The sequence below is a fragment of the Heyndrickxia acidiproducens DSM 23148 genome (assembly GCF_000374345.1).
Classification (GTDB): Bacteria; Bacillota; Bacilli; order Bacillales; family Bacillaceae_C; genus Weizmannia; species Weizmannia acidiproducens.
The window spans coordinates 1-8,239 of record NZ_KB894050.1; the positions used below are offsets into that span (position 1 = coordinate 1).

10 protein-coding genes and 1 pseudogene are annotated in these 8,239 nt (G+C 35.9%); 3 read left to right on the forward strand and 8 right to left on the reverse strand.

The genetic code is table 11. The features are described from left to right. Nucleotides 1-194: pseudogene (locus C232_RS20170) on the forward strand (RNA-guided endonuclease IscB); the annotation flags it as partial. 224 nt (nt 195-418) lie between these two features. Continuing rightward, on the forward strand, nt 419-1,762 hold the full coding sequence (locus C232_RS0117550) for a hypothetical protein (protein WP_018665415.1): 1,344 nt from the start codon (nt 419-421) through the stop codon (nt 1,760-1,762). A 275-nt stretch (nt 1,763-2,037) separates the two neighbouring features. Here C232_RS0117550 and C232_RS18960 read toward each other — a convergent pair whose 3' ends face one another. Continuing rightward, on the reverse strand, nt 2,038-2,421 hold the full coding sequence (locus C232_RS18960) for a DUF3658 domain-containing protein (protein ID WP_018665416.1): 384 nt from the start codon (nt 2,419-2,421) through the stop codon (nt 2,038-2,040). 51 nt (nt 2,422-2,472) lie between these two features. Here C232_RS18960 and C232_RS0117560 point away from each other — a divergent pair, with 51 nt between their 5' ends. Further along, nucleotides 2,473-3,291: a hypothetical protein gene (locus C232_RS0117560; protein WP_018665417.1), complete on the forward strand. Its 819-nt coding sequence runs from the start codon at nt 2,473-2,475 to the stop codon at nt 3,289-3,291. 86 nt (nt 3,292-3,377) lie between these two features. Here C232_RS0117560 and C232_RS0117565 read toward each other — a convergent pair whose 3' ends face one another. From C232_RS0117565 to C232_RS19125, 7 genes are all read right to left on the reverse strand, one after another. After that, entirely contained in the window at nt 3,378-3,812 is a 435-nt protein-coding gene (locus C232_RS0117565; protein WP_018665418.1) for an N-acetyltransferase, read from the reverse strand. A gap of 58 nt (nt 3,813-3,870) precedes the next feature. After that, nucleotides 3,871-4,386, reverse strand: coding sequence for a ClbS/DfsB family four-helix bundle protein (locus tag C232_RS0117570; RefSeq protein WP_018665419.1), 516 nt, complete (start codon nt 4,384-4,386; stop codon nt 3,871-3,873). Nucleotides 4,387-4,550: 164 nt separating this feature from the next. Then, nucleotides 4,551-4,928 carry a hypothetical protein gene (locus C232_RS0117575; RefSeq protein ID WP_018665420.1) on the reverse strand — a complete coding sequence of 126 codons (378 nt, stop codon included), beginning with the start codon at nt 4,926-4,928 and terminating at the stop codon, nt 4,551-4,553. A 48-nt stretch (nt 4,929-4,976) separates the two neighbouring features. After that, on the reverse strand, nt 4,977-5,183 hold the full coding sequence (locus C232_RS0117580) for a helix-turn-helix transcriptional regulator (RefSeq protein WP_018665421.1): 207 nt from the start codon (nt 5,181-5,183) through the stop codon (nt 4,977-4,979). Between the two features lie 1,072 nt (nt 5,184-6,255). Continuing rightward, a complete protein-coding gene (locus C232_RS0117590; protein WP_018665423.1) occupies nt 6,256-6,540 on the reverse strand; it encodes a hypothetical protein in 285 nt (94 codons plus the stop codon). After that, the gene (locus C232_RS0117595; RefSeq protein ID WP_018665424.1) at nt 6,537-6,767 is read right to left on the reverse strand and encodes a helix-turn-helix transcriptional regulator; all 231 of its coding nucleotides are present in this window, start codon (nt 6,765-6,767) and stop codon (nt 6,537-6,539) included. Before C232_RS0117595 ends, C232_RS0117590 begins: the two co-directional genes overlap by 4 nt. A gap of 409 nt (nt 6,768-7,176) precedes the next feature. After that, complete coding sequence (locus C232_RS19125; RefSeq protein ID WP_018665425.1) at nt 7,177-7,818, reverse strand: hypothetical protein; 642 nt, start codon at nt 7,816-7,818, stop codon at nt 7,177-7,179. Nucleotides 7,819-8,239: the final 421 nt, after the last annotated feature.

Consider the following 8,239-nt stretch of genomic DNA (forward strand, 5'->3'; position numbering starts at 1 on the left):
ACCTCAATGATCAAGTGATTTTGTTTGGAAAAGTAGGTTTTATTACAGGTTTCACAGGCACAAGTATGGCTTATGTCAAAACAATTGATGATGAATACATCACAAGGCCAAATAAGTCTTATAAACAGGTGAGTCTGAAGGAATTGACACACATAAGACACAATAACAATTGGCAATACATCGAAACAATTTAGGCTAACACCTAACCGAAATTCATCTCCCACCTACTCATTGGGCTACACCCTACACATTCCTTGAGGATGGGAGACTTCTTTCGGAAATCCGTTAAATGATCACCCTTTAAAAAACTTCATGAGATCACCTGGTTTTTGGGATTGATTAAAATGAAAAAATATCCATATTGTACTATACTAGAAATTACACCAAATCTGGAAGAAAAAATATAGGAGCTTGATTTATGATAAGGCATACTGTTTTACCCTATTTAACAAAAGGCGCAATTCTTTTTTTTATGCTCATCTTTATTGCCGGATGCGCAGCTAAAGATGCACAGCATTCATCGGCTTCTTCATCATTAGTTAAGAAAGAACAGATGAAGAAGGAACAAATGAAAAAAGAACAAAGGAAGCAAAAAGAGCAGCTGTTAACAAATGCTGAAGTCTCAGCCCGACAATATGATTATCAAAAGGCTATCAATCTATTAGGCCAGTCAGATTTTTCCAAAGATAAAGATGTTCAAAGTACTATTCACGAATATAAAAACCAGGAGAAAAAACTTGCGGTATGGCCGGACAATTACAAAATCCCGCATTTATTTTTCCATTCATTAATTGTTAATCCATCCAGAGCATTCGATGGGGATAATAAGACCCAAGGCTATGAAGATTATATGGTAACGATCAACGAATTTAAAAAAATGATCAATCAGTTATACGAGAGAGGATTTGTCCTAGTGAATCTTCAGGACATTGCAAAACCCGATAAAAAGGGAAAGATGGTTTACCAGGACATTAAATTGCCAGCGGGCAAAAAACCATTGGTGTTGTCTCAGGATGATGTAAGCTATTATGAATATATGAAAAATGATGGATTTGCCAAAAACTTAACACTTGATGCAAATGGAAATGTCACAAACACCTATGTGAATGAAAAGGGAGAATCCGTACAAGGAGCTTATGATCTGGTTCCTATTGTAGATAACTTTGTTAAAAACCACCCGGACTTTTCTTACAAAGGACACAAGGGAATGATTGCATTAACCGGATATAATGGCGTCTTAGGATATAGAACATCAGAGAGTGATTATGGCCCCAACAGTGAAAATCCCAATCCAAATATCAAAAAGGACCAGCAGCAAGCAAAAAAAGTCGCCGATGCAATGAAAAGGGAAGGATGGAAGTTTGCTTCTCACACTTGGGGGCATCTGGATGCAAAGAAAGTTACTTTGTGTCATTTAGAAAAAGATACAACTAAATGGAAAAAAGAAGTGGAACCAATTGTTGGACCAACGGATACAATTATTTTTGCCTTTGGCAGTGATATTCAAGACTGGAAGCCGTATTCCAATGATAAATATCAATATTTGAAAAGCCAGGGCTTTCACTATTATGCCAATGTAGATGCAACAAAAACTTACTGGTCTCAATCTGGGCCGGATTACTATCGGCAAGCCCGAATTAATGTGGATGGTTTGCGGATGAGTGAAGCATTAACCGGAAGAAACAATGTGTTAAAACAATTTTTCAATGTTAACCAGATTTTTGATCCCTTAAGGCCGGCAGCTAAAAAACTTATTCATTAAACCAGCTCTACACAAAAATATGATTACAGTGCTTTTAGCAAAAATGTACAGCTTTACTTTGTGTTCCAGTTTCTCACGAGTTTCGTTCAATAGCAGGTCTATAGGAGCGTATTTTTCCAAATCCTTACACTTTATATTCGACCATTAGTGGGGGTTTTCCTTCATCCCCCACTAATGGTTAGTAGAACCAATCGGACCTTCTCCCGCCTATCTTCTTCGTATCCTGAATCTTAAGGTGGAAGTCTTACTGCCTGTTATGTTGGGTTAATTTTCCATCAAGTATTTTGCCCATATTCACCAACCTGCCCTTTAACCGTTTTTTCACCAAGCTTTAATCTTACACGATACAAACGCATCGCTTCGAGACTGCCTTTCGCCTCAAACACCCCAGCTTCAATCAGTTTTCTGATCCGGTATTCAATAAACGAATCCCCTACATATTGCTCCAAATATCCCAGCACTTCACCAATAATTCTGGGCGCTATGATAAATTCCTTTTTTCTTCGTATACTATGCAGCTTTTTTGCCTTGTTTATAATAAACTCATCGTAATAGTCTTCCGGAACGCTCAGTATCTTTCCATTCTGCCAAATTCTTAAATTCTCATGCTTGTCCATAAGGGAGAGCCAGCATTTATCCGGATAATCTAAGCGTTCCATTGACTGGTTGGTTTTTCCAATATATTATAAAATATGGAGAGGGGATTTATTATGAAACAAGTCAACTTGATCTTAGCTGCTGTACTCATGTTTTTGATAACTGGATGCAGTTCTTCACAAACACCAGCTTCACCATCTAAAAAAAGCGAAAACGCTGGCACTGAACACGCAACAAACCCGGGTGAAAAAGGTAAATCCGGCAACTCAAGTTCACCCAATTCAGCTGCCTCACTAAACGAATCAAACCAAAACACAGAAGATGACAACAGTTCACCGTCATCATCTGCTCAATCCGAAATAAAAGAAAAAACAACCAAAAACGGCAGTGAAGAAACATCAGAAGATCACTCAGATTCTTCATCCAGTAACAGCAATAAAATTAAAATTTCTTCCGGAGATGCTGCCATCAAATATTTAAAGGGAAAAATAGAAGAAGAAAGTAATCGTGACATTCTTTTTGATGATATGGGAGGAACCTTATCCACGGACGAAAAAGGTTCTTATTACACGGTTACATTATACTCAAAATCTTTAAGACAAGCTGGCGGATCAGGCACCGTGGGCATTTATAAGGTTTATCAAAATGGAACATACAAAGGAAATAACCGGAATAATCATATTCAGACAAATACAGATGAAAACGACCAAAAGAAGGCTGTTTCTTTAGTGAAAGATTATTTACGTAGTAGAAACGAATTAATCGAAGATAAAAATCACTTTGTCCAATATGATGGTGTAATCAATCATTATATCATTGTAAGATATTCTACCTTAGTATCCGGACATTCTTCTACAAATGGAAGGTATGCAGTCGATATTCATAACGGAAAAATTGAAGATATTACCAATAACCCGAATTTTAATGGATAAATCCACAACATACCTTTAACGAATTTCTGAAACTATCCACAAGGAATGTGCAAAACATAGCCCAATGTACCACATTCCTGTAAATGTTACTTTGAACTTCCCCATTCCATTAAAAACTCCTTCTCGGAAGTTTGTTCGTCCAATAATTCTTCTTTGATTACAAAGCCATTTCGTAAATAAAAGTTAACTGCCTTGTTATTCTTCTTGTACACTTTTAATTGTATTTTTTCCCTCCGTTCTTTTATATAGTTTAATAATTCTTTTCCATATCCTTCTCCCTGGTGTTTCGCATCGATAAACAGGGCAGCCAGATAATTATCTAACATTGAAATGAAACCCACAATTTCTGCTTTATTGCTTATAATGTAATTTTCAGACATTGGGAGATATTTTTCTTTCATTTCTCCTCTCTGTGATTTCCAATAATCCTTATCAATGAAATCATGTGCCTTTAATGAACTTTGATACCATATATCTACTAAAGTATCAATTTCTGATTTTCTATTTTCCCTGATACGCATATATGATCCGTCCCCACTCTTAATTTGCAGCGTGAATACTTTACAAGCCAATTAAAAATTATATTCCTTTCATCTTTTTCCATTTTCTAATTTTAGTTCTAAACGTTTTAAAGGGTGCTACTGTATTTATATGAATCCACTTCCAAATTGGCCATTTGGAAGGTGTTGAATTCGCCCACTGTCTACCGCCTTGTTCAAATAATTCTTTGTCACTATAGCTTTCCACCAATTGAATTATTTTATGAACATCATGATTAAACATCTCAATTAATGTTTCAAGCGAATAACTTGCATACTTATCATAAAAACTCTGATAAAGCCCCCCCAGGTTATTCCATTTATAATCTGGCGCAGGTGTTATTACATTTTTTCCATCTTTGTTATCTTGTTCCCATGATAATATTAAATTTAGCCATCCCAGTTGGTAAGCAATCATCTGTGATGGCGTTCTATCCACTTCATTTACAAAGACATCTTTATCAAGATTATTAATAGAACGAAATTCATCAATAAATAACTTTGCACTCTTAGTCACCTCATCAATCAAGGCTTCTTTATTCGCATATTTTTGCAATCGTAACCATCCTTTCCAATAAAATCAGATCGATATTCTAATTCATTATCAACCGAGCCATTTCCGTAAGAGAAGACGTCAATTCTTATTTAGGAATTTTCGTCATTGATCACAAAATTAAAAAGTTGGGGAATAAAATAACCAGCTGAATTGCTCTAATCTTATCAGTAAATTTTGGAATAAACCACAAAAGAAATAAAGACGGTGAGAATGATTAAAGCGGTTAAAATATTAATCAGCCCGCTTGCAGTCAATTCAAACAAGCCAAACTGTATTCCAATATTAAAGATAATCAGGTATATGATTGTAGCGAAAAAAGAAGCAAATATCCCTTTTTGTCTAATGAGTCTCGTTCGCTCATCGTTTTGTTTAAACTGAGGGTACAGATAGGCTACACAAAAACTCATTACAGCCATGGCCAGCGTCATATAGGCAATAGGTGCAGGTGCAGACTTCGCCATTATTCCCACAAACATTGTAAATGCAGACATTACAGTAAATAAAAATCCTAAAACAATAAGAGCTAACCTTGAGTTACCCATGTTACATCCTCCTCTAGCAATATGTATCTATTAATCTCCCTCAAACTTTTATTTATCGTCCTTTTCCTCCATGAAAAATACATCTTCCACGTTTGTTTCAAAAATATTGGCAATCATCATTGCTAAAGGAAGAGAAGGATTATATTTTCCTTTTTCAATCGAAATAATGGTTTGTCTCGAAACCCCCAATTTTTCTGCTATTTTTTCTTGGGAAAAACCATATTTTTTTCTGAATTCCGGAACTTTGTTTTTCAATCTGTTCACCACCAATTACATCATATTGTAAAGTTAACTTTACGTAAAGTTTACTTTACTATCGGGAAGGGAAAATTCAGAGGAAGGATCATAATTAAATTACAATGTACCTAAATGGGGAAGCCTCATGTTGAATATTGAATCCAGCATTTTTGATTTCCCAAAATAGCCGAAAGTTGATGGTATTGCCAGTCTGAAATCTGACGAGTAACTGGAACAGAACAGAAAAAAGACATGAAAAAATGACGGAGAAGAAGGAAAAAGAATGTGAAAATTTTTTGGACTTTTAAACTAAGCATATAGGGCATAATCATTGAGGGATGATTGACCTTGATGGACAAGGGATTGGGGGCGGGCAAAAGAAAAACTGGATCCGCTTTGATTCAGCCTGAGTTTATATTGCCCATAAATCAGGGGCTAAAAGCGATCCAGACACAACCGGGTTCTCTTGCTGAATTGGCATGATCCCCTGCCGGTCAGGTGCCAACTTTTTTTGCAGAAGGATGGACTTTTAGCAAGGAACCCGAGAAAGTGACAGAGAGATCCTTAATCAATCGTTTGATTAAAAAACCGGCTGTCTTGGCTTTTATAGCTTTAAAATAAAATTCGATCAGAAGCACGCCTCAAACTCACATTTGTGTTAAATTAAAGAATCGTTTTTGAAAAAAATTAATTTATTTCTAGATTGTGGATTTGTTAACACATTTTTTCAGTTTCTGGTAAAATGTCTTCACTACCATAGTGGATTGAACGCCCTCCACTATAAAAAATGTTTTTTCCAAACTTGGAAAAATCCAAACGAAAAACCACCCGAAAACGCTCCGCAAAAAGCAAGGGTGGTTCTTCTAAACGATAATTTCACTTTATAAGCAACCCTTTGCTCGGGGCGATTGTTGCCCGGCGGGTGTTCCCTCATACGTAAATTATTTCAGAATTGGAGTATATAAACAATAGAGTTTGACATATTTCCATTCAAGAGAAACTGAATACGTTTAGTTTAGAGAACACAATTAATATAGAAAGCCGAATTCGGCTTTTACACGCTAGTACGAAGTCTAAAATGATCTACTCTTCAAACTCTTTTTTTTAGGAAAATGATGGATGCCACATTCACAATTACAATGGAAAAAAACCAAATGTCGATCATATTTTTGTATTGGGAGAGGGTTAAATGGGCAAAAACGTTTAAAGTTTTAAAAATAAAAAATCCAAGGAAAACCACTACCATCACAACGGCGTTTGCTTTACCCGATATTAGTATGCCTCGCTCATCTCTCCCCTCTGTCCAGATAAAGGAAATCCAATAACCCACAGCAACAGCCGCAACAACCATTAAAACGGATAATATAAAAATCATTTTTCTTCCCCCTCTATCAATTCATATGTAAAAACCTCTTCTAAATTTTCCCCGAAAACACGGGCGATTTCAAACGCCAACATTAAAGACGGATTGTACTTATTCGCCTCAAGGGAAGCAATTGTCTGCCGTGAAACCCCTACACGATCTGCCAGTTCCTGCTGGGACCATCTCTTTTCCGCCCTAAAAACATTTATTCGATTGCTTAGCAGCCCTTTATTTTTCATTCACCCACCTCCAAATTTTATGTCCTTATTGTAATTCATTTTTGACATAATGTAAAATATTCACGTCATTATGTAAACGATTTTTGTCAACCAATACAAGAAATACGAATTAAACACAAGGTTTTCATTGAAAAAAAGGTGGTTTAAAAAAAACCGAATCTCAAAATTCGATTCAGCTTAGTACGAACTTCTATTAAAACTATGAGAGAAATGCAAGCTGGCCCCTTTCGAGAACTGAACATGGTTCAGAAAATGAAATTGAACCTTGAAAGGATACGCTGTTTAGCATAAGCATCTGATACCCTAAAAAAAAGGGAATTGAAAATTGTGGTGGGTCAAAAAACTCAGCAGTAATAAATCCAGACAAAAAAACCCGGGAATTAAATTCTCAGGCGTTAGTTTCCTTTCATCAACCTTGTGAGTACGTTCCATCTTGATAGACTTTATAGCTGCCAACGGTTCCTGAACCACCATTTTTTCTTAATTCTTTTGAGTAAAGAGTAATTGTGTAATAGGAACCTTTACTATCTTTAGATAGGGTTCCACCCATATCATCAAAAATAATATCGTTATCCTTACCTTCTTTTATTTGACTCTTTAGGTATTCAATGGCCTTATTTCCAGAACTAATTTTGGTAGCGGTTGTCTTATTTCCGCTTTTGCTACTGGAAGCGGTTGAGTCTGACTTGGAACTTTGTTGGCTGCTACTTTGATTGCTATTACCTTGAGTTTGATTGCTACTTCCTCGGGTTTGATTGCTGTACTTTTGACTTGATGTTGCCGTTTTATTAGAGGGTGATTTCTTTTGCTCCGATTGGTTATCCGCTACTTGGTTATCGCTTACTTGCCCGTCAGTTTGCTTTTCTTGTTGACCATCTACAGACTTTGAATCCTCTTGTTTGTTTGATTTTTCATCTTTTTTAGAATCCGGTTTTTCTTGATTCGAGCTAGCCTTTTCACTTTTATCAGAACTAGAACTTGTAGAATCAGACGAACAACCACCAATACCTAAGAATAGAATAGCTACCATAAATAATGTGAAATACTTCAATTGTAAAACTCCTTTTCTATTTTATAATAAGTTCCCATATATATTCTGTCAATTCTTTCCGGTGATTCGGATTCAGTAATTGAAATAATAGACTTTTTTAGAAGAAAGAATTGATTTTATTTAGATGTTTCTTTCATAGAGAGTTAAGTCCGTATAATTGTGTAAAAAGGGTTATCTGAATATGAGGGAATATGGAGTATAGGGGCTGTTTTTCTGGAGGGGGCTGGCCAGCCCCCTCCAGAAAAACAGCGGGATTTCATTTCCCTCTTGTATCTATCATTTTTTTCATAAGAAATGAGCCAGAGCCCATCATCTCAGTTAGAATAGAGTTAACCAAAAAACTAAATTTCTAAAGGAGAGATTCAGGGATGGCTCAATTACAGATTACTCTAGATGAACAACTTTTGCATCAATTATTTCT